The sequence below is a fragment of the Streptomyces sp. NPDC006476 genome (genome assembly GCF_040612015.1).
Taxonomy (GTDB): Bacteria; Actinomycetota; Actinomycetes; order Streptomycetales; family Streptomycetaceae; genus Streptomyces; species Streptomyces griseorubiginosus_B.
Window position 1 is genome coordinate 35,686 of record NZ_JBEXPK010000036.1, and the last position, 19,307, is coordinate 54,992.

Sequence of the window (19,307 nt, forward strand, 5' to 3'; positions counted from 1 at the left end):
GTACGACCTCCTCGTGCGCGGCGTTCCTTGACGTGAGAACGAGCGTTCTCCTACGGTAGCAGCCAAGCCGGAGAACGCTCGTTCTCCACCCCTGCCCGCCCATCCGCCGAGGAGCAACCCATGGCCACCGACCGCCCGCCCCTGCCCCCGTACACCCGCGAGACCGCGGCACAGAAGGTCCAGGCCGCCGAGGACGCCTGGAACACCCGCGACCCGCACAAGGTGGCGCTCGCCTACTCGGAGGATTCGGTCTGGCGCAACCGCGACACCTTCGTCACCGGACGCGCCGAGATCGTCGGCTTCCTCACCGCGAAGTGGGAGCGCGAGCTGGACTACGCCCTGCGCAAGGACCTGTGGGCCTTCGACGGCAACCGCATCGCCGTCCGCTTCCAGTACGAGTGCCGGGACGCCGGCGGCCAGTGGTGGCGCTCCTACGGCAACGAGCTCTGGGAGTTCGACGAGCACGGACTGATGACCCGGCGCGAGGCCAGCATCAACGACGTGCCCATCGAGGAGAAGGAGCGCCGCATCCACGGCCCGCGCCCCGAGGCCGAACGCGGGGAGAGCTTCCCGCTTCAGTAGGGCATCCGTTCAGGAGCGTTCCCGTTCAGCAGGGCTCCCGTTCAGCAGGCTCCCGTTCAGTAGAGTCTCGGGATGACCGAACAGGCCGGGAGGCCCTTCCTCTACGTCGTCGTCTGCGCCGCCGGGATCGCCGCGGACGTGGGCAGGCTGATCACCGCCGCGCAGGAACGGGACTGGGAGGTCGGCGTCATCGCCACCCCGGTCGCCATGAACGGCTTCTTCGACACCGCGGCCGTCGAGGCGCGCACCGGCCGCCCCATACGCTCCGCCTGGCGCAGCCCCGGCGACCCGCGTCCCTTTCCGCCCCCGGACGCGGTCGTGGTCGCGCCCGCTACCTTCAACACGGTCAACAAGTGGGCGGCCGGCCTCGCCGACACCCTCGCCGTGGCCACCCTCTGCGAGTCCTACGGCCTCGGCGTCCCGGTCGCCGTCCTCCCGTGCGTGGCCGACTCCCTGGCCGCCCATCCCGCCTACCAGGACAGCCTGATCCGACTGCGCGCCATGGGCGTCCGGTTCGGCGAGCCGTACTCCGGCGAGGTGGGAGCGGACGGCGCGCGACCGGAGTTCGGCTGGGAGACGGCGCTGGACCTGCTCGGTCGGCGATGACGTTCAGCCCTCCGGCACGAGGACGTACGCTCCCCTCGGGTACCCCCATACCGAAGGCAGGAGCGGCAACGATGGAGTACGTGAAGCTCGGTTCGACGGGCCTGGACGTCTCGAGGATCTGTCTGGGCTGCATGACCTACGGCCTGCCCGACCGAGGCACGCACGAGTGGACGCTCGACGAGGAGGCGTCCCGGCCGTTGATCCGGCAGGCGCTCGACGCCGGGATCAACTTCTTCGACACGGCCAACGTCTACTCGGACGGCACCAGCGAGGAGATCGTCGGCAAGGCGCTGCGCGACTTCGCGAACCGCGACGAGATCGTGCTCGCCACGAAGGTGCACGGCCGGACCCGGCCCGGGCCCAACGGCGCCGGCCTGTCCCGCAAGGCGATCCTGAGCGAACTCGACCACAGCCTCAGCCGGCTCGGCACCGACTACGTCGACCTGTACCAGATACACCGCTTCGACCCGCACACCCCGGTCGAGGAGACCATGGAGGCCCTGCACGACGTGGTCAAGGCGGGCAAGGTCCGCTACATCGGGGCCAGTTCGATGTTCGCCTGGCAGTTCTCCAAGATGCAGTACGTCGCCGAGCGGCACGGCTGGACCAGGTTCGTGTCCATGCAGAACCACTACAACCTCCTCTACCGCGAGGAGGAGCGCGAGATGCTGCCCCTCTGCGCCGACCAGGGCGTCGGCGTGCTGCCCTGGAGCCCACTGGCCCGTGGCCGGCTCACCCGGGACTGGGGCACGGTCACCGAGCGCAGCGCGGGCGACAACTTCGGCAGCCGTCTGTACCCGGACAGCGACCGCACCGTCGTCGAGGCCGTGACCCGGATCGCGGACGACCGGGGCGTCCCGCGCGCCCAGGTCGCCCTGGCCTGGCTGCTGCACCAGGACACGGTGGCGGCCCCGATCGTCGGCGCCGCCAAGCCGCACCACATCGAGGACGCGGTGGCCGCGGTCGACCTCGAACTCAGCGACAAGGAGATCGAGGAACTCCAGCAGCCCTACACCCCGCACCCGATCGTCGGGCACAGCTGACCGGTGCGGATCCGACCAGGGGGATGCGCCTAGTGGGGCCCCTGAGGTGCGAACTCCGTGCCGCAGGGGCCCGCTCCCTCGCTCTCGGCGAGCCGCACGGGCTCGCCGCTCATGGTCAGCGTGCGGTAGTAGACCCCGATGCGCTCGGCCGAGCGGCCCACGTAGTGGCCGATGAACGAGCGGCGGAACCGGTCGGCCGTGCGGTTGGGTCCGGAGCCGTGCACCAGGCTGCCGTTGAAGAACAGGACGTCCCCCGGCGCCATGTCGACCGGCACGGCCGCGAGACCCGGCGGCGGAGGGACGTACTCCCGGGCGAACGACACCTCGCGGTCCGCCTCCTCCGGACAGAACAGATCCATGAGGTGAGTGCCGGGTACCACCTCGAGGCCGCCGTTGTCCCGGTCGATCACGTCACAGGCGACCCACGCCGCCACACAGGTGCCCGGTTCCACCCGCAGATAGAAGTTGTCCTGGTGCAATGCCTGCCCCCGGGCCCCTGGCGGCTTGAAGTAGAACATGCTCTGCGCGGCCAGCACCTCCTCGCCCAGCAGGACCTGAAGCACGGTCCGCAGCCGTGCGTCGAGCAGCACGCTCCGCGCGAGGTCGTCGATCTCGTGCGGGTGCATCACCCTCGGGTACGCGGCGAGCGGATCCTCCGACTCCCGCGGCTCGAAGTGTCCCGGCACCGGCCCGCCCGCGTGCAGCGCCGCGAACCGCTCACGCAGCCGCTCGATCTCGTCGTACCCGAACAGCCCGCGCACCACCGTGAAGCCGTCCTCCGCGAACCGCCGCAGCCCGTCCTGGCTCAGGATCTCCGCGCCGGACGCGCCCTTGTCCGTGACTGTCATCAGTCCTCTCCTCGGTCGGGTTCCTGCCACTGGTCACGTTAGGCTGCGGCCCTCACCAGGAGGATGCCCGTGAACGCTGACCACTTGCCCGGGACTGCTGCGCCGCCGCCCGGTCTGGTCGTGATCGGCCACTACGACGAAGGACCGGGCTACGTCATCAGCCGGCCCCGCGGCGCGCGGAGCTGGCTGTTCACCTGGACGACCGGCGGTCGGGGCCGGCTGCGCCAGGGCGACGCGGAGGCGGGCGCCCGCGCCGGGGACCTGGTGGTGCTCGCCCCGGGCGTCGGGCACCAGTACGGCGTCGAACCGGGCGCCCCCGGCTGGCGGTTCTGGTGGGCGCACTGCCAGGCACGGCCCTCCTGGACTCCGTGGCTGCGCCCGTACGGCGCCGGGGACGGGCTGTACGCCGTCACACCGACCCCGGCCGCACTGCACGGCCGCGTCGAGGCGGCGTTCCGCCGGATGCTCGCCGACGCCCGTTGGACGGGAACCGAGGCGCCGCCCGCCGCCGCGCCGGACGACGACCGGGTCGCCGTGGCGCACGGCACCGCAGCCCGGGAACTCGCCCTGACGGCGCTGGAGGAGGTCGTCCTGCTCACGGCCGCCGGTGCGCGCCCGGCCCCGCCCGGCTCCGGTGTCGACACCCGGGTACGCCGGGCCGAGGCGCTGATCGCCGCCGACCCGGCCGCCCCGCACACCGTCCGCTCGCTGGCCGCGAGCGTCTCCCTCTCGCCCTCCCGCTTCGCCCATCTGTTCACCGAGCAACTCGGCCAGTCCCCGATGCGCGCCCTGCGCGAGGCGCGGCTGCGGCACGCCGCCCGGCTGCTGGAGGGCAGTGACCTCTCGGTCGAGCGGGTGGCCGCGGTTTCGGGGTTCGCGAGCCCGTTCCACTTCAACCGCGTCTTCCGCGCCCGCTACGGGGTGCCGCCCGGCGCGTACCGGGCGAACGGCTCAATGGTTGGGGAGTGAACCGGCGTACGCCGGCGCGACCGGCAGCGCGTCTGGTGGGGGAGGTCGCTCAATGGTTTTGGTCCGGCGTCCCGGCCCGGCGACTGGAAATTTCTTCCCGCGGATTGACGATTCGTCAAACTCCGGCGCCCCGCACGGAATGCACAAAACCGCGAGATCCCTTGTTCCGGTTCGCTGACCTGTGAAAAGGTGTGCGTCGTCGGCGCACAGAAAATGCACGTTTTCACTGTGTGCGCGAGGTCACTCCCGTTCGTTCCCGAGCTCCAAAAGAGCTGTCTCCGGCGGACGTTCGAGATGCCGAACCCGTACGAGTGGACTCGTCGCCTTGCCGACGGGTCGCCATGCCAATTGGTATGGACTTTATGCGCATGCCCCGAGAGGAATGCAGCCGTGAAAGACGTCGGCCTGTCGAATTCCCCCACATCTGCCCGTCGGTTCGAGGTGACGGACGAGCAACTGAGTGCCGAACTCAAGAAGTGGACGGGAACGACGCCCGCGCTGCAGCCCGTCGGTGAGCTCCTCGACCGGCACTGGGAGGCCGGGTTCGCCTACGCGCGGCTGTGCACCGACGGCGCTCCCGCCGCGGGCATGCTGACCACCGCGGCGTTCACCCGCCTCTTCGGCGAGACCCTGCGGCAGAACGGCCCCACCTCCGCCTGGCGGCCCCAACTCCTCGTCACCGTGCGCCGGATCGTGGCCGAGTGGGACAACGACCACCGCCGCGAACACCTCCACCCCGAACTGCGCTCCGCGGCCGAGGGTGGCGACCGGGTCGTCGCCCATCTGCTGCCCTCGGCCGAACGGCGCCTGCTGTCGGGGGCGTTCCAGCGGCTGCCCCAGTCGCTCCGCTGCGTGCTGTGGCACGTGGAGGTGGAGGCCGAACCGCTGGAGATACCCGGCGGGCTGCTCGGCCTGGAGGTGGCGGACGCGCGCGTCGAGCTGGGGCGGGCCCGCGACCGGCTGCGCGAGGAGTGCCTGCAGGTCCACCGCGAACTCGCGCCCGAGCAGGAGTGCCGACGCTACTTGCGGATGCTGGACGTCACCTATCGGCGCGGCGGCATCGACGTCGACCCCGACCTCGCCGCGCACCTTGCGCGCTGCACGCACTGCCGGCACACCGCGGACCAGCTGGCCCAGTTCAACCACGGCCTCGGCCTGGCGCTGGCCGAGGCGGTCCTGGGCTGGGGCGCCCAGGCCTATGTGCAGTCCCGGATCGCGGGCCCCCTGCGGGACGGCACCCCGCCGCCCGTCGAGGCCCGGCCGCCCAAGCCCCAGGGGATCGTGGGCGAGTCGTTCACCATGGCGGGCGAACCCTTCACGACGCCGGGCACGCCGTTCATGCGGGCGCGTGAGGCCTTCCCGGCGGCCGCCGCCCCCGCCGACACCGCGCCGGGCGCCCGTCCCGCCTCCCGCCGCTCGGCGCACAAGGCCGCACGGCGTGCCGCTGTCCGCCGCCGCAACCTCACCGCGGCCGTGCTGACCGTGAGCGGACTGGTCGTCCTCCCGGTGGTCCTGTGGTCCGTCCTCGGCTCCGGTGACGACTCCGCCCCGACCGCCGGGGGCCACGCCTCCCCGACCCCCCAGCCCGGCCGGAGCACCGCCGCCGACCACCCCTCCTGGATCAGCGCCGCCGAGGCCGCGCAGGGCGACGTCCAGGGCCGGCTGCACAACCTCGACTCGGGTCTGTGCATCGGGGTCGTCGGCAAGAAGGTCGTCCAGGGCGCCGAGACCGAACTCGCCACCTGCTCCTCGGCCACCGGCCAGCAGTGGGCGTACGAGACGGACGGCCGGCTGCGCAGTGTCGCCGACCCCGAGCTCTGCCTCGACTCCCACCTCGCCTACTCGGTGCAGCTCGCCCCGTGCACGGGCGGCAACCCGAAGAACATCCGCTACGACTTCACCCTGCAGGGCACCGTCGTGCCGCGCTGGAACCAGAACCTGGCCCTGAGCCCCGCGGCCACCGACGGTTCGGGCGCGCTCGTCGTCAAGACCCGCGACGACACCGACGCCCAGCGCTGGGCGTTCGACACCTCCCGCGCCGACCTGCAGATGCAGGTCGTCAACTGGGACGCGGACACCAGGGCCGAGGCGTCGCCTTCCGTCAAGAAGGCCGCCCCCAAGGCCTCGAGCACGCCGACCGCCACACCGACGCCGAGCGCGAAGCCGACCACCGCCCGGCCGACGCCGTCGAACCCGTACCCCTCGAACCCGTACTGCTCCTACAACCCCGCCTATTGCCAAGGCCCGCCCGGCTACGGCGGCCCGGGCGGCGGCTACGGCTGGGGCGGCTACGGAGGCGACCGCCACTGACCGCCCGGCCCGGGCCCGCTCGGCCTCAGACCACCTGAAGCGACAGCCACAGCGCCGCAACGGCCGACACCAGCGCGGCCGGCGTGGCGATCAGGCCGAGCCGGGTGAAGTGCCCGAGGTGCACGTCCTGCCCGTGCCCGTGCACGATGCGCCGCCACAGCAGCGTCGCCAGGGACCCGGCGTAGGTCAGGTTCGGGCCGATGTTCACCCCGAGCAGCACCGCCAGCACCGCGCCGGGTCCGGCCGCAGCGGACAGCGGCAGCAGGACCAGCACGGCCGGCAGATTGTTGATCAGGTTGGCGAGGACGGCCGCCAGCGCGGCGATCCCGAGCAGCGCCGGCAGCCCCGAACCGGTGGGCACCACATGGCCGAGCGCGTCGGCGAGCCCGTTGTCCACCACGGCCCGCACCACGACCCCGAGCGCCAGCACGAACGCCAGGAACGCGGGCGAGGCGGCCTTCACCACCGCCAGTGGGGTGGCGCGCCGCCGTACCAGCGCCCGGCCGGCCAGCACCAGCGCGCCCGCGGCGGCCACCCACGCCGGCTCCACGCCGAGCGTCGAGGCGACCACGAACCCGGCCAGCGTGCAGCCGACGGTGATCAGCGCGAACAGCGGCAGCTCGGGCGTCTCGCCGGGCTCGGGGGAGTGGGCGGCGGCGCTCAGGTCGTCACGGAAGAAGCGCCGGAAGACCAGGTACTCGACGCCGATCGCCACCACCCACGGCAGCGCCATGAGCGCGGCGAACCGGGTGAAGCTCAGGCCGCTCGTCTCGAACGCCAGCAGGTTGGTCAGGTTGGACACCGGCAGCAGCAGCGAGGCGGTGTTCGACAGATGGGCGCACGCGTACAGGTGCGGCCTGGCCCGTACGCCCGCCCGGGCTGCCGTCGCGAACACCACCGGCGTCAGCAGCACCACCGTGGCGTCCAGGCTGAGCACCGCGGTGATCACCGAGGCAAGCGCGAACACCGCGGTCAGCAGCCGCCCGGGCGACCCGGCCGCCCAGCGGGCCATCCACGCCCCGCACGCCTGGAACAGTCCCTCGACGTCACAGAAGTGGGCCAGCACCAGCACCGCCGCCAGAAAGCCGACGACCGGGCCGAGCCGCGCCGCCTCCTCCCTGGCGTGGTCGAGCGGGATCGCGCCGGTGGCGATCACGATCCCCGCCGCCGGCACGGCCAGCACCGCCTCGGGCAGCCCCTTCGGGCGGACGACGGCGAAGCCGAGGACGGCGGCGAGCAGGACGACGGACAGGGCTTCGGCGAGCGGGGTGTTCAGGGCAGGGTCCTTCAGGGCGACGCGAGGCGGGAGGGCTTCATGAAATCAGGCCCCGGTAAGAGGCCCGTCAGGCCCCCGCTGGTCAGGGGCCCGTCCCGGGGGCGAAGACCATCAGGCGTACGGAGGACGCGTTACCGGAGACCGGCACCGGACCGCCCGTCCACGTCACCTTCAACGGGTCCCGCTCGTCCGGCGGGGTCACCAGCAGCGCAGCGGGGGTGGCGGCGTGCGCGCCGCTGACGCCGGGGTTGGAGAACGTCATCCCGGCCCAGGCGCTCCTGCCAGGCGCCAGGGTCACCGTCGTGGGTGTCCCCGACTCGCGCACCGGGTCCCGTCCGAGCTGCTTGCCCGACGCGTCGAGGAAGGCGGCACCGGGATAGCCGCGCACCGTGCAGGTGCGCGAGGACGTGTTGGTCAGCACGATCGGGAAGTTCTCCTGCCCGGCACCGGGGTCGTTGCGCCCGACGCTCGCCCGCAGCTCGGAGGTGTGACAGCGGCTCTTGGAGGGGACCGACGAGGGCTGCGACGGTGGCTTGCCCACGGTGAGAGTGGCCTTGCCGGCCGTGCTGCCCGGCGCGGAGGCCGAGGCGGTGACGGACGCGCTCGCCGAGCCGGTGGTGGCGCCGCCGGTGGCCGGCGCGGCCGTGCCGCTCAGCGTCTGCGGAGAGCTCGCGCCGCTGTCACCGCCACTGCCGCAGGCCGTCAGCGTGCCCAGCAGCAGGGCCGCGCCCGCCACCAGGGCCGCCCGGTGGACGGAGGGGGACTTGTTCGCCATGGTCCTCAACACTCCCGGAGTTTGCCCGCACACGCCACAGCGCGTGCGTACGGCGCTCTGTGCCCCGTCATACATGTCCGATGCGCGCCCGGACGAAAAAGTTCGCGCGTGTTCAGGGTGCGCCCTGCCGGCCCGCCACGCGCACGGAGGCCAGCACGCGGTCGGCGGCGGAGGCCTTGCCGTGGGTACGGATCTGGACGTACACCCGGGGCTGCCCGGCCCCGTCCGCCGGTGCCAGCGCGGCCTCCGTGACCGTCCCCGGCCGGCCGGAGCAGTCGCTCCAGACGCGGACCCTGCCGCGCCACGCCGTGCCGGTGTAGGGGTGGCCGCCGTCGTAGTGGCAGCCGGGGTGGTCGAGGGCGTTGACCGCGGCCGTGAGGTCCCCGTGCTCGCTCAGCCCGACGAAGGCACCGTTCACCGCTGCCGCGAGGTCCGGCCACCGCGCCAGGTCGTCCGCGACGGCGAACCCCGGCTCGTGCCCGCCGGGCAGGCCGAGCGCCCGCGGATCCCAGCCCGAGTCGCGCAGCTGGCGATCCCAGGAGGCGGGGACCTCGGCCGTGACCCGCCCGCCGGTGTCGGCGACCCGCACGGCGGACGCCGGCGCGGACCGGTGGACGAGCGCCGGAATCACCCCGATGGCCGCGGCCACCGCCACCACCCCGGTGACGGCGAGGGCCCGGCGGTGCCGCCGGGGCCGTCGACCCGTCGAGGTGAGCCCTTCCAGCTCCTGGGCGAAGGCCCGCGCGGTGGGCCAGCGCCGTTCCCGGTCCGGCTCCAGCGCCCGCATCAGGGCGCGCCGGACCGCCGGGTCCAGGTCCGGGCGCAGCCGGTCGGGCGGTACGACCTTGCCGGGCTCGCCGGGCACCGTGCCGGTGACCAGGTGGTAGCCGACCGCGCCCAGGCTGTACACGTCGGCCCGTTCGTCGATCCCCGCACCGGCTTCGGCCTGCTCCGGCGGACGGTAGCCGGCCGAGCCCGCGGCCAGGGTGAGTCCGGACGCCTGCGCCAGGCTCTTGGCCAGCCCCAGGTCGGCGAGCAGCACCCGCGGACCGCTCCCGGACAGCAGTACGTTGGTCGGCTTGATGTCCCGGTGCACGATCCCCGCCTCGTGCAGTGCCGCCGCGCCCCGGGCGGCCAGCGCCGTCAGCCGCAGCGCCTCGGGGACCGGCAGCGGACCGTCGGCGACCAGGTCGGCGAGGGTGCCGCCGTCGGCGTACTCCATGACGAAGTACGGCCGCTCGTCGGGCAGTTCACCGATGTCGTAGACCTGCACCACCCGCTCGGAGCCGGCCCGGCGCAGCATGCGCGCCTCCTCCAGGAAGCGCTCGCGCACATCGAGGCGGTGGGCCCAGTTGTCGGCGAGGACCTTGACCGCCACGGGCGCTCGCAGCACGTCGTCGTGGGCGAGCCAGACCGTGCCGAACGCGCCCGTGCCCAGGCGTCGTTCGAGACGGTAGCGCCCGATCCGCTCCACGGAGTGCATACGACTATCATGCCTGGACGTGGATCGATCCCGAGCCGAGCACCTGGTCGTGCCCACCGAGGAACTCGCCCGTCTGGCCGCCACGGGCGACCCGGCGGCACTGGAGGAACTGCTCCAGGTGATCCGGCCCGAGATCCTCAGGCGCTGCGGCCGCTTCCTGCCCTGTCGCGAGGACGCCGAGGAGGCGGCCCAGGACGTCCTGCTGCAGCTGTCCCGGAAGATCGGCACCTTCGAGGGACGCAGCCGCTTCAGCACCTGGCTGCACACGGTCGTCGCCAACTGCTGCCGTCAGAAGTACCGGGAGCTCAGGCGACGGGCCGCCGAGCAGCCGGCTCCTCTCGACGCCGACCGGTCCGTCGACCCCCGCACCACGAGCGTGATCGCCGGCTCCCGGATCGACCTGCTGGAGGCCCTGGAGCGGCTGGAGCGCGAACACCCGCAGCTGGTCGAGCCGTTGGTCTACCGGGACATCTGCCAGCTGGATTACGCGGAGGCCGCGGAGCGCGCCGGGATCCCCCTCGGCACCTTCAAGTCCCGCCTGCACGAGGCCCGCCGCCAGGTCCGCCCCTGGCTGGCGGAGCGGGCCTGAGCGCTCAGTCCTCCTCGAGCAGGCCGATCTCCGCCCAGATCGTCTTGCCCTCGCCGGTGTGCCGGCTGCCCCAGCGCTGGGTGAGCTGGGCGACCAGCAGCAGCCCCCGGCCGCCCTCGTCCCACGTCTTGGCGCGGCGCAGATGCGGGGCCGTGTGGCTGGTGTCGGACACCTCGCAGATCAGCGTGGACTCGTCGTGGATCAGCCGCAGCCGGATGGGGTGGGCGCCGTAGCGGATCGCGTTGGTGACCAGCTCGCTCACCACCAGCTCGGCGGTGAACGCCGCCTCCTGCAGCTCCCAGGTGTCCAGCTGCTCGACGACCTGCTTGCGGATGGGCGCCACCAGCGCCGGGTCGGCGGGGATGTGCCAGGTCGCCACCCGGGCGGCGGGCAGCCCCCGGGTACGGGCCAGCAGCAGGGCCACGTCGTCCGGCGCGCCGCCCGGGGGCAGCAGCGCGTGCAGGATCCGGTCGCACGTCTCGTCCAGCGAGTCCACGTGCCGGGACAGGGCGTCGCACAGCAGCCGGTGACTGGCGTCGACGTCCCGCTCGCGGGTCTCGATCAGGCCGTCGGTGAAGAACGACAGCACGCTGCCCTCGCGCAGCTCCAGCTCCGTGGACTCGAACGGCAGCCCGCCCAGGCCCAGTGGCGGTCCGGCCGGCAGCTCGACCTGCTGCGGCTCGCCGCCGGGCGGCAGCACGACCGGCGGGGGGTGCCCGGCCCGGGCCAGCGTGCAGCGCCGTGACACCGGGTCGTAGACCGCGTACAGACAGGTCGCCCCGACCTCGCCGGTGCCGTCGCTGCCGGACTCCGCGGACAGCCGCACCACCAGGTCGTCCAGATGGGTGAGCAGCTCGTCCGGGGCCAGGTCGATGTCGGCGAGGGTGCGTACGGCGGTGCGCAGCCGTCCCATCGTGGCCGAGGCCTGGATGCCGTGGCCGACGACGTCCCCGACGACCATGGCGACCCGCATCCCCGACAGCGGGATCACGTCGAACCAGTCGCCGCCCACCCCGGCGCGCGCGGCGGGCAGATAGCGGGAGGCGGCGTCCACGGCGGCCGTGTGCGGAAGTGAGCGGGGCAGCAGGCTGCGCTGCAGGGCGAGGGCGGTCTCGCGCTCGCGGGAGAAACGGCGGGCGTTGTCGATGCAGACGGCGGCCCGGGTGGTGATCTCCTCGGCGAGCAGCACGTCGTCGGCCGTGAAGGGGTCCGGCCGCCGGAAGCGGGTGAGGACCGCGACGCCCAGGGTCAGCCCGCGGGCCCGCATCGGCACGGCCATCGTGGAGTGGATGCCGTACTCCTTGACCCGGTCTGCGCGTGCCTTGTGCCAGCTCAGCCACTGGGCGAGCTCGGAGACGGAGGCGACGATGGTGCGGCCCGCGACCAGTGAGTCGGCCTGGGGCGAGCCGGCGGGGTAGTGCTCCGTCTGCCCGGGCTTGAGAAGGGCCTCGGGTGTGCCCGGGGTGACCGAGCCGTGCGCGGCCCGGCGCAGGGCGATCGGCGCGCTGAGCCGGGGCGGTGGCTCACCGCCGTACTCCTGGAGGTCCAGCAGGTCGATGCTGACCAGGTCGGCCAGCGCGGGCACGAAGACGTCCGCCAGTTCCTGAGCCGTCCGGGTGACGTCGAGGGTGGTGCCGACGCGCACGCTGGCCTCGTTGACCAGGCGGAGGCGCTCGCGGGCGAGGTAGTGCTGAGTGAAGTCATGGCCGGTCAGACAGACGCCCCGCACCTGTCCCGAGGCATCGGTGAGCGGGGCGAGCCGGGTGAGGAAGGCGGAGGAGTGGTCGAGACCGCTGGGGCGGAGGTAGGTCTCGACGTCGCGCGGCTGTCCGGTTGTGAGCACCTCGCTCAGCAGGTCCTCGAGGTCCTGGTTGTCCTTGCGGACGCCGATGTCGGTGATCCGCAGCCCGGTCACCTTTTCGACGGGCAGATCGATCATCCCGACCATGCGCTCGTTGAGCCAGCGCAGGCGCAACTCCCCGTCGCAGACCAGCATCGGACACGGGGACTGGGCCAGTGCCGCCGTGGTCAGCGCGCCGTCGGACGGACGGAGCTCCGCGTCGTCCGGCGGGACCACGACCTGCCAGCCGGCCGGGTTCCCCTCGGGCGGTCTGCGCAGCGCGAGCAGCCGGACGGACAGGGTGCGACCGTCCCGGTGGCGCAGGTCGAGACCGCCGCTCCACCGGGGACCCGGGGGAGGGGCGAGTTGCTCCGCGTCGGCCAGGAGCGTGGCCGCCGGACGGCCCACGATCTCGGCGGCCTCGAACCCCAGCAGTCGTCGGGCCCCGGCCCCCCATCGGACCACGAGTCCCCGCTCGTCGATGACGGCCCTCGCGGTCGAGGCATCGTCGAACGGATCCACCGGGCTCATCGTCGCCACCCATCGCGCCTACGCACAGTGAACAAGTGCGTCACCGGAGTCCCAGCGTAGTGCGAAGCGGTCCGCGGTGAACGAGGAACCCCCGAGTGTGTGCGTGCGGCCGGTCAAGGGGCAAAACCGGCCGTTGTCGCCCGCGAACCAGAACGGCGCCCGCCGCACCCTTGACGGGCGCGCGTGGCAGCCCGTCAGAATCTGTTTGTTCACGATCAGTTGTGAGTACTTCTGGGCCCTGATGAGGGAGAGCCGCCATGACGGTCACTCGCAGATCGGTTCTGCTCGCCTCCACCGCCGCACCCGCGGCCGGTGTGCTCCTGGCCACCCCGGCGGCCCGTGCCGCCGCGGCGGCCGGGGGCGCGTCCGGCCGGCACACGGTCCCGCTGCGCGACGGCTGGCGCTTCGCGCTGGTCGATCCGGGCGGCATCACCGATCCGACCGGTGCCTACACCAACGCCCCCGACCCCGGCTACGACGACTCGGCCTGGCGCGAGGTGGCCGTTCCGCACGACTGGAGCATCGAACAGACCCCCACCACCCAGTACGGCACCACCAGCGGCACCGGATTCTTCCCCGGCGGCCTCGGCTGGTACCGGCTGGCCTTCACCCTGCCGCCCGCCTTCGCCGGCAAGCGGATCTCGGTGGAGTTCGACGGCGTCTACATGGACTCCTACGTCTACTGCAACGGCACCCAGGTCGGCCGCCACCCCTACGGCTACACCGGCTTCGCCCTCGATCTGACCGGTCTCGTGCACACCGACGGCAGTACCGAGAACGTGCTCGCGGTCAAGGTGCAGAACCAGCTGCCCAGCAGCCGCTGGTACTCCGGCAGCGGCATCTACCGTGAGGCCCGCCTGGTCATCACCGAGCCGGTGCACGTGGAGCGCTGGGGCACGTACGTCACCACGCCGGACATCAGCGGTGAGCGGGCTGTCGTACGGGCCCGGACCTCGGTGGTCGACGAGTCGGGCGCCACGACCCAGGTGGAGATCCGCTCGACGGTGAAGGACCCCTCCGGCCGTACGGTCGCCCGCGCGGCCACCACGGCCACCGTCACCGACAAGGCCGCCGAGACACACGAACTCACCGTCCCGAAGCCGAAGTTGTGGGACTTCGCGACCCCGCACCACCGCTACACCCTGGAGACCGAACTGCGCGTCGGCGGCAGGACCGTCGACACCTGCCGCACCGCCTTCGGTATCCGCGAGTACCGCTTCGACCCCGACGAGGGCTTCTCCCTCAACGGCACCCACACCAAGATCAAGGGCGTCGACCTCCACCACGACCAGGGCGCCCTCGGCTCCGCGATCAGCACCGACGCGGTGCGCAGACAGCTGACCATCATGAAGTCGATGGGCGTCAACGCCTTCCGCACCTCCCACAACCCGCCCTCGCCCGAGATCGTCCAGGTCTGCGAGGAACTGGGCATCGTGATGATGGTGGAGGCCTTCGACTGCTGGAGGACCGGCAAGACGAAGTACGACTACGGCCGCTTCTTCGACGAGTGGTGCGAGCGGGACGCCACCGAGATGGTCCTCGCGCACCGCAACTCACCGGCCGTGGTGCTGTGGTCCATCGGCAACGAGATCCCCGACTCCACCTCCACGGCGGGGCTGGCGATGGCCGACCGGATCATCGGCGCGATCAAGGCGGCCGACGACACGCGGCCGGTCGTCATCGGCTCCAACAAGTACCACTCCGTGCCCGCCGCCGGTTCCGCGGCCGACCTCATGCTCGCCAAGCTGGACGGCCTCGGACTCAACTACAACACGGCGAAGTCGGTGGACGCCCTGCACGCGAGGTACCCGAAGCTGTTCCTCTTCGAGTCGGAGTCCTCCTCGGAGACCTCGACGCGCGGCACCTACCAGGAGCCCGAGCACCTCAACACCGGCGAGAACCACACGCCGGGCAGGCGGGAGGTCTCCTCCTACGACAACAACCTCGCCTCCTGGACCATGAGCGGCGAGTACGGCCACAAGAAGGACCGTGACCGCAAGTGGTTCGCCGGGCAGTTCCTGTGGTCCGGCATCGACTACATCGGCGAGCCGACCCCGTACGACGTCTTCCCGGTGAAGGCGTCCTTCTTCGGAGCGGTCGACACGGCCGGCTTCCCCAAGGACATGTACCACCTCTTCCGCAGCCAGTGGGTCGACGAGCCGATGGTCCATCTGCTGCCGATGACCTGGAACCACGAGGAGGGTGACACGGTCGAGGTCTGGGCGTACTCCAACGTGGAGACCGTCGAGCTCTTCCTCAACGGGACGTCCCTCGGCACCCGGAGCTTCGACACCAAGACGACCACCGACGGCCGCACCTATCTGGAGACCACCGAGGCCACCGGCGACGACAAGACCGTCACCGGCGGCCCCTATCCGGGCAGTTACACCAGCCCGAACGGCAGCGCGGGCAAGCTCCACCTGACCTGGAAGGTGCCGTACGCACCGGGCGAACTGAAGGCGGTGGCGCGGCGGAACGGGAAGGCGGTGGCCACCGACGTGCTGCGCACCGCGGGTGAGGCGCACGCGGTACGCCTCACCGCCGACCGTACGTCGCTCGCCGCGGACGGGCGTTCACTGGTGTTCGTGACCGCGGAGATCGTCGACGCGCGGGGCGTGGTGGTGCCCGACGCCGAGCATCTGATCACCTTCGACGTGAAGGGCGGCTCGCTGGCCGGACTCGACAACGGCCGCGAGGAGAGCGCCGAGCGCTACCAGGCCACCACCCGCACCGCGTTCCACGGCAAGGCCCTCGCCATCGTCCGCTCCGGGACCAGGCCCGGCTCGCTGAAGGTGACCGCGCGGGCGGCGGGTCTGCGGACCGGTACGGCGACCGTGCGCACCACGCCCGCCCGCTCGGTCGCGGCCACACCGGCCCCCGCGTTCGAGCCCGACTACCCGGCGGCCCCGAACTACCCGTACGCGGACGCCAGTTACTCCGGCCGCCCGGACACCCTTCCCGCGGCGATGCTTGACGGCGACCCCGCCACCGGCTGGTCCAATGCCTTCGCCAAGTCGGCCACCGCCCTGCTGCCCGCCTTCAACGGGGCCCGGACGCGGGACTGGGTCTCCGTCGACTTCGGACGCACCCGGAACCTCGGCCGGGTGGAGGCGTCCTTCACCGTCGACGCCACCCACAGCCTGCCCGCCTCCGTCGAGGTCGCCGTGTGGAACGGGCACACGTATGTGCCGGTGACCGGGGCGTCGACCGACTGGGCCACCGCCTCGGACGCGCCCACCGTCATCACCTTCGACGCGAGCAGCGGCTCCCGGCTGCGGCTGACGCTGACCAGCGCGCACCCCGGCACCGCCGCGGGCGCGGTGCGCATCAGCAAGCTGGAGGTACCGGCCGGCTGACCCCGGGCCACGGTCCGGACGGAACCCGTCCCGTCCGGACCGTTGACGGGGTGTCATGGCGCGAACAAACATGAGCTGCGTCCGCATCTGGGAGCGCTCCCACCCAGTTCCTGGGAGCGTCACCCGCCCCTCCACCCGAGGAGCCCAGACGTGAAACGACGCAGAACCATCCTGCTGACCCTGGCCGCCCTGCTGGGCGCGACCCTCACCGGGCTGCCCGCCGGCCCGGCGGCGGCCGACGAGGTGGAGCAGCTGAAGAACGGCACCTTCGACACCACCACCGCCCCCTGGTGGACGACGAGCAACGTCACCGCGGGCCTGTCCGACGGACAGCTCTGCGCGGACGTCCCCGGCGGCACCGCGAACCGCTGGGACGCCGCCGTCGGCCAGAACGACGTCACCCTGGTGAAGGGGGAGTCGTACCGGTTCGCCTTCAAGGCCTCCGGTTCGCCCGAGGGGCACGTGGTGCGGGCGATCGTGGGGCTCCAGGTGTCGCCGTACGACACCTACTTCGAGATCAGCCCGCAGCTGACGGTCTCCGGGGACACCTACGCGTACACCTTCACCTCGCCCGTCGACACCACCCAGGCGCAGGTCGCCTTCCAGGCCGGCGGCAGCGCGGACGCGTGGCGGATGTGCATGGACGACGTGTCGCTGCTGGGCGGGGTGCCGCCGGAGGTGTACCACCCCGACACGGGACCGCGGGTGCGCGTCAACCAGGTCGGCTATCTGCCCTCCGGCCCGAAGAACGCCACCCTCGTCACCGACGCCACCTCCAGGCTGCCCTGGCAGCTGAAGAACGCCGGCGGAACCACCGTGGCGCACGGCTGGAGCGCGCCGCGCGGGGTCGACGTCTCCTCCGGGCAGAACGTCCACTCCATCGACTTCGGCGCCTACCGCAAGCCGGGCAAGGGCTTCACGCTGGTGGCCGACGGGGAGACCAGCCGCCCGTTCGACATCGGCACCGGTGACTACGAGCAGCTGCGGCTGGACTCGCTTAAGTACTACTACACCCAGCGCAGCGGCATCGCGATCCGCGACGACCTGCGCCCGGGCTACGGCAGGCCCGCCGGCCATGTCGACGTCCCGCCCAACCAGGGCGACTCGAACGTCCCCTGTCAGCCCGGCGTCTGCGACTACACGCTCGACGTCACCGGCGGCTGGTACGACGCGGGCGACCACGGCAAGTACGTCGTCAACGGCGGCATCGCCACCTGGGAGCTGCTGAGCACGTACGAACGCGAACTCCTGGCCCGCACAGGGGAGTCGGGCAGACTGCGCGACGGGACCCTCGCCGTCCCGGAGAGCGGCAACAAGGTGCCGGACGTCCTCGACGAGGCGCGCTGGGAGCTGGAGTTCCTGCTGAAGATGCAGGTGCCGGACGGCGGGCCGCTGGCCGGGATGGCCCACCACAAGGTCCACGACGAGCAGTGGACGGGCCTGCCGCTGCTGCCCAGCGACGACCCGCAGAAGCGTGAGCTGCACCCGCCGTCCACCCAGGCCACCCTCAACCTGGCGGCGACCGCGGCCCAGGCGGCCCGGCTGTACCGGCCCTACGACCGCGCGTTCGCCGCGAAGGCCCTGACCGCCGCGCGCAAGGCGTGGACCGCCGCACTCGCCCATCCCGCGATGTACGCCTCCGCGAGCGACGGCACGGGAGGCGGTACCTACGACGACACCAACGCCACCGACGAGTTCTACTGGGCGGCCGTCGAGCTGTATCTCACCACGGGGGAGAAGCAGTTCGCCGACTACGTCCGCACCTCGCCCCTGAACACCGCCGACATCTTCGGCCCGACCGGCTTCGACTGGGGCCGGACGGCGGCGGCCGGGCGGCTCGACCTGGCCACGGTGCCCAGCAAGTTCCCCGGGCGGGACAAGGTGCGCCAGTCCGTCGTGAAGGGCGCCGACCGCTATCTGGCCACGCTCACGTCCCAGCCGTACGGGATGCCCTACGCCCCCGACGGCAACGTCTACGACTGGGGCTCCAGCGCCCAGGTCCTCAACAACGCGGTCGTCCTGGCCACGGCGTACGACATCACCGGCGCCGCGAAGTACCGGGACGGGGCGACGCAGAGCATGGACTACATCCTCGGCCGCAACGCCCTGAACATCTCGTACGTCACCGGCTACGGCGAGGCCAACTCGCACAACCAGCACAGCCGTTGGTACGCCCACGAACTCGACCCGACCCTGCCGAATCCGCCCAAGGGGACCCTCGCGGGCGGACCGAACTCCTCCATCCAGGACCCCTACGCACAGAGCAAACTCCAGGGCTGCGTCGGCCAGTTCTGCTACATCGACGACATCCAGTCCTGGTCGACCAACGAGACCGCCATCAACTGGAACGCGGCCCTGGCCCGCATGGCGTCCTTCGTCGCCGACCAGGGCTGACCACCCCTACGGCCTTTTGTGAAAGTCCCGCCTGCCCCGCGACGCCCCGCACGCCGAGAGCGCGCACCCACACGCTCGAACAACCTTGCGCCGGGCGACTCCATGACGCCACAGGCCCCGCCCTCCGGGCGGACGGCGGGACTTTCGCAGCAGGCCCTGCGCGCCGGCCCACTTGCGGAGCAGCGCCTCGCGGTCCTCGCGGCGCGCGGTGCCCTCCGCGGCGTGGTGCCGGCCCCAGCGAGCAGTTCGCCGACGACCTCACGGCTGTCGGTGATCCGTTCCAGGAGGGCGCGGGAGAGCTCGTACTCGTCCCGTGTGTGGATGCCGCCGACGGCGGCCGAGGGGACGCTCACCTCCTCGATGCCGTCGGCGGCAGCCACCCGGACGGTGAAGGCCGGGGGAAGTTCGCCGTCGCCGGTCACCAGGACGGCCACCGAGTCCCACGCCAGCGAGGCCAGACGCCGTGCTCCGGAGCGCACGGCCACGTCGGCGGCCTCGATCCGCCGCACCTCGGCCCGGCTCCAGGACGATCCGTGCCCGGAGCCCAGGGTCTCGACGCCGTCCGCCGTCAGCCTGACCCCAGAGGCCGTCCCTGCGGGCTCCGCGCCCAGGTACACGGAGTCCTCGGTGATCCAGAACAGGCCGACCATGGCCATCGGTGCCTCCACGAGCGTGCGGCGGGCGAACATCGGTGCGCGCCCGGGA

At 72.3% G+C, this 19,307-nt stretch carries 14 protein-coding genes; 8 read left to right on the forward strand and 6 right to left on the reverse strand.

Annotated elements, in window-relative coordinates; genetic code table 11:
• The first annotated feature begins 120 nt into the window (after window positions 1-120).
• The 3 genes from ABZZ74_RS33220 to ABZZ74_RS33230 all read left to right on the forward strand — a co-directional run bounded on the left by ABZZ74_RS33220 (window position 121) and on the right by ABZZ74_RS33230 (window position 2,231).
• On the forward strand, window positions 121-582 hold the full coding sequence (locus tag ABZZ74_RS33220; RefSeq protein ID WP_356771311.1) for a nuclear transport factor 2 family protein: 462 nt from the start codon (window positions 121-123) through the stop codon (window positions 580-582).
• A gap of 72 nt (window positions 583-654) precedes the next feature.
• Window positions 655-1,188, forward strand: a complete 534-nt coding sequence (locus ABZZ74_RS33225; RefSeq protein ID WP_356771313.1) for a flavoprotein — start codon at window positions 655-657, stop codon at window positions 1,186-1,188.
• 71 nt (window positions 1,189-1,259) lie between these two features.
• Entirely contained in the window at window positions 1,260-2,231 is a 972-nt protein-coding gene (locus ABZZ74_RS33230; protein ID WP_356771315.1) for an aldo/keto reductase, read from the forward strand.
• A 29-nt stretch (window positions 2,232-2,260) separates the two neighbouring features.
• Here ABZZ74_RS33230 and ABZZ74_RS33235 read toward each other — a convergent pair whose 3' ends face one another.
• Window positions 2,261-3,079 carry a phytanoyl-CoA dioxygenase family protein gene (locus ABZZ74_RS33235; protein WP_356771317.1) on the reverse strand — a complete coding sequence of 273 codons (819 nt, stop codon included), beginning with the start codon at window positions 3,077-3,079 and terminating at the stop codon, window positions 2,261-2,263.
• A 63-nt stretch (window positions 3,080-3,142) separates the two neighbouring features.
• Here ABZZ74_RS33235 and ABZZ74_RS33240 point away from each other — a divergent pair, with 63 nt between their 5' ends.
• Window positions 3,143-4,048 carry a helix-turn-helix domain-containing protein gene (locus tag ABZZ74_RS33240; protein WP_356771319.1) on the forward strand — a complete coding sequence of 302 codons (906 nt, stop codon included), beginning with the start codon at window positions 3,143-3,145 and terminating at the stop codon, window positions 4,046-4,048.
• Window positions 4,049-4,438: 390 nt separating this feature from the next.
• Window positions 4,439-6,358: a ricin-type beta-trefoil lectin domain protein gene (locus ABZZ74_RS33245; RefSeq protein ID WP_356771321.1), complete on the forward strand. Its 1,920-nt coding sequence runs from the start codon at window positions 4,439-4,441 to the stop codon at window positions 6,356-6,358.
• A 25-nt stretch (window positions 6,359-6,383) separates the two neighbouring features.
• On the opposite strand, the gene ABZZ74_RS33250 is transcribed toward ABZZ74_RS33245, so the two are convergent.
• From ABZZ74_RS33250 to ABZZ74_RS33260, 3 genes are all read right to left on the reverse strand, one after another.
• Window positions 6,384-7,634 carry an arsenic transporter gene (locus tag ABZZ74_RS33250; protein ID WP_356771396.1) on the reverse strand — a complete coding sequence of 417 codons (1,251 nt, stop codon included), beginning with the start codon at window positions 7,632-7,634 and terminating at the stop codon, window positions 6,384-6,386.
• 82 nt (window positions 7,635-7,716) lie between these two features.
• Window positions 7,717-8,409: a DUF4232 domain-containing protein gene (locus ABZZ74_RS33255; protein ID WP_356771323.1), complete on the reverse strand. Its 693-nt coding sequence runs from the start codon at window positions 8,407-8,409 to the stop codon at window positions 7,717-7,719.
• Between the two features lie 112 nt (window positions 8,410-8,521).
• Window positions 8,522-9,892 (reverse strand): serine/threonine-protein kinase, encoded by a 1,371-nt coding sequence (locus tag ABZZ74_RS33260; RefSeq protein WP_356771325.1) that lies wholly within the window; start codon window positions 9,890-9,892, stop codon window positions 8,522-8,524.
• A 19-nt stretch (window positions 9,893-9,911) separates the two neighbouring features.
• Here ABZZ74_RS33260 and ABZZ74_RS33265 point away from each other — a divergent pair, with 19 nt between their 5' ends.
• Entirely contained in the window at window positions 9,912-10,481 is a 570-nt protein-coding gene (locus tag ABZZ74_RS33265) for an RNA polymerase sigma factor (RefSeq protein ID WP_356771327.1), read from the forward strand.
• Between the two features lie 4 nt (window positions 10,482-10,485).
• Here the strand turns inward: ABZZ74_RS33265 and ABZZ74_RS33270 are convergent, their stop codons facing one another.
• Window positions 10,486-12,852, reverse strand: a complete 2,367-nt coding sequence (locus ABZZ74_RS33270) for a SpoIIE family protein phosphatase (RefSeq protein ID WP_356771329.1) — start codon at window positions 12,850-12,852, stop codon at window positions 10,486-10,488.
• A 257-nt stretch (window positions 12,853-13,109) separates the two neighbouring features.
• Between ABZZ74_RS33270 and ABZZ74_RS33275 the strand changes: the two genes are divergently transcribed.
• Together ABZZ74_RS33275 and ABZZ74_RS33280 are read left to right on the forward strand one after the other, a co-directional pair.
• The gene (locus ABZZ74_RS33275) at window positions 13,110-16,208 is read left to right on the forward strand and encodes a glycoside hydrolase family 2 TIM barrel-domain containing protein (protein ID WP_356771331.1); all 3,099 of its coding nucleotides are present in this window, start codon (window positions 13,110-13,112) and stop codon (window positions 16,206-16,208) included.
• 150 nt (window positions 16,209-16,358) lie between these two features.
• Entirely contained in the window at window positions 16,359-18,602 is a 2,244-nt protein-coding gene (locus tag ABZZ74_RS33280) for a glycoside hydrolase family 9 protein (protein ID WP_356771333.1), read from the forward strand.
• On the opposite strand, the gene ABZZ74_RS33285 is transcribed toward ABZZ74_RS33280, so the two are convergent.
• A complete protein-coding gene (locus ABZZ74_RS33285) occupies window positions 18,503-19,291 on the reverse strand; it encodes a hypothetical protein (RefSeq protein WP_356771335.1) in 789 nt (262 codons plus the stop codon). The genes ABZZ74_RS33280 and ABZZ74_RS33285 overlap by 100 nt on opposite strands.
• Window positions 19,292-19,307 lie beyond the last annotated feature (16 nt).

Bases quoted from the DNA above. Each gene is read 5' to 3' on its own strand.
- ABZZ74_RS33225 (WP_356771313.1), top strand. From the start codon at position 655: ATGACCGAACAGGCCGGGAGGCCCTTCCTCTACGTCGTCGTCTGCGCC.
- ABZZ74_RS33230 (WP_356771315.1), top strand. From the start codon at position 1,260: ATGGAGTACGTGAAGCTCGGTTCGACGGGCCTGGACGTCTCGAGGATC.
- ABZZ74_RS33270 (WP_356771329.1), bottom strand. From the start codon at position 12,852: ATGAGCCCGGTGGATCCGTTCGACGATGCCTCGACCGCGAGGGCCGTC.
- ABZZ74_RS33255 (WP_356771323.1), bottom strand. From the start codon at position 8,409: ATGGCGAACAAGTCCCCCTCCGTCCACCGGGCGGCCCTGGTGGCGGGC.
- ABZZ74_RS33220 (WP_356771311.1), top strand. From the start codon at position 121: ATGGCCACCGACCGCCCGCCCCTGCCCCCGTACACCCGCGAGACCGCG.
- ABZZ74_RS33285 (WP_356771335.1), bottom strand. From the start codon at position 19,291: ATGTTCGCCCGCCGCACGCTCGTGGAGGCACCGATGGCCATGGTCGGC.
- ABZZ74_RS33260 (WP_356771325.1), bottom strand. From the start codon at position 9,892: ATGCACTCCGTGGAGCGGATCGGGCGCTACCGTCTCGAACGACGCCTG.
- ABZZ74_RS33275 (WP_356771331.1), top strand. From the start codon at position 13,110: ATGACGGTCACTCGCAGATCGGTTCTGCTCGCCTCCACCGCCGCACCC.
- ABZZ74_RS33240 (WP_356771319.1), top strand. From the start codon at position 3,143: ATGCCCGTGAACGCTGACCACTTGCCCGGGACTGCTGCGCCGCCGCCC.
- ABZZ74_RS33235 (WP_356771317.1), bottom strand. From the start codon at position 3,079: ATGACAGTCACGGACAAGGGCGCGTCCGGCGCGGAGATCCTGAGCCAG.